The organism is Tenacibaculum sp. 1B UA (genome assembly GCF_033978845.1).
Classification (GTDB): domain Bacteria; phylum Bacteroidota; class Bacteroidia; order Flavobacteriales; family Flavobacteriaceae; genus Polaribacter.
Genome location: NZ_JAKVUA010000037.1, coordinates 1 through 1,842 on the forward strand (window position 1 = coordinate 1; position 1,842 = coordinate 1,842).

The window sequence follows — 1,842 nt, forward strand, 5'->3', positions numbered from 1 at the left end:
CGTTTTTGTACATAATGTTTAAAATTATGTAGCCTTTATTCAGGACGAGTCAAAATTATTGCTAACGTTGTTGTATATGGTTTGTTACTTGGTTTAAGCACCTAATTTAGTAAATAATTACTGACAAAGAAAATCCGCGAGGATTTTCGTAAGTAAGCTTTTTGCAAGCAATAAATTATATATGTTGTTGGCGGTAGTTTTTATCTTAAAAATTCATATAATCATCTTCTTCAATTTCAAAACAATTATTGCAGTAATATCCAATATCAAAAGTTTCAGATGGAAGTTCTCCAATTGAAGCAGGTTGTAAATAATCTGTAAATAAATAAAAATTCCCAGCAAATGCTCCACATTTATTACAAGTACTTGCTAAATATCTTTCGTGCATTGTTTTACTGTAATGTGATTTAATAATTGTTCCTTTTCTTTTAGCAAATTCAATTTCCTCTTTTGAAAATTCGTCTGCACCACAAGAAGAACCACCTCTTTCCATTCCTCCTTCAATTACTGCAACTTTCATAGATGAATGACATTTCCAACAAGGACCTTCTACAATAGTCATTTTAGTTTTATGTTGAAAATTTCCGCAGGTTTTACATTTAGGATTAAAGCAAATTTCAACAATGTCCGGTTTAGAAATTTTTTCTTTCCAGTTTTCAATATCTTCTTCAGAAGTTAGATTGATTTGAATTAATATTATATTATTTTCTAAATAAAAATTTAAAACTTTTTCTTCGGGTTTATGAGTAACTACAACTTCTATAACAGCAAAAACTTTATTTTCAAAATCAAATAGTGCAATATCAGGTTGACAAAGAGTCATATTGTGTTCAACTTTTACTGATTTTATTTTTTTTAATAAATTTCCAGAATGAAAGTCATAGCAATGTTTGCAATTCCAAGAAATAGATAAAGGTTCTTCCTTTTCTATCTTTTGTTTAATTTTTTCTACAAGTAAATTTTTAAAATTGAAATGTAAAGCACTTTCAGGTGTGCAATTTGGTGTTAAAATACGATGTGCAAAATGTGGTCTTTTAGAACCTTTTCCAGTTTTTCCACTTTTACGAAGAATTAATTCGTTTTTACATAATGGACAAAAAAAATCACTTCCTTTTTTAGCATTTTTTGCTGTGATTAGGTCGCCACTTTTATTTATCGCAACTGTGTGTAAAATTTTCTTCATTTACGATTAGTTTCTTTGATTTTCGTAGGTTTCTTAAATTACCGCCAACTTGTTTATATAGATGTAAAATACATAGTTATACACCTGTTTTGATAGGTTTATAGTTGTATTTTATGTTTGTTTATATTTTACGAACTTACTAATAATAACTTAATTTTCTTACGGAAACCCATAAGCTCAGCGATTTAAGTACTAAAAGTAGTTTTAGTCGTTATTAACGACCTCTGATAGCTTATTTAGAAAACTAAAAATAAGTTGACACACTTTATTGAATACTCCCGAATACTCCCCAATACTCCCCTCGCTGAACGTTCCTCAACACAACGAAACCATCAGCGAAGCTCGCTGAACGTTCCTCAATACAACAAAACCATCAGCGAAGCTCGCTGAACGTTCCTCAACACAACGAAACCGTCAGCGAAGCTCGCTGAACGTTCCTCAACACAACGAAACCATCAGCGAAGCTCGCTGAACGTTCCTCAACACAACGAAACCGTCAGCGAAGCTCGCTGAACGTTCCTCAATACAACAAAACCATCAGCGAAGCTCGCTGAACGTTCCTCAACACAACGAAACCGTCAGCGAAGCTCGCTGAACGTTCCTCAACACAACGAAACCATCAGCGAAGCTCGCTGAACGTTCCTCAACACAACGAAACC

Annotated in this window: 1 protein-coding gene; it reads right to left on the reverse strand. The window is 32.8% G+C overall.

Features of this window, described 5'->3' with window-relative positions:
* Positions 1-205 precede the first annotated feature (205 nt).
* Positions 206-1,183 (reverse strand): competence protein CoiA family protein, encoded by a 978-nt coding sequence (locus MK851_RS15590; protein ID WP_303511280.1) that lies wholly within the window; start codon positions 1,181-1,183, stop codon positions 206-208.
* Positions 1,184-1,842 lie beyond the last annotated feature (659 nt).

Coding starts and splice junctions, on each gene's coding strand:
- MK851_RS15590 (WP_303511280.1), bottom strand. CDS start 1,183: ATGAAGAAAATTTTACACACAGTTGCGATAAATAAAAGTGGCGACCTA.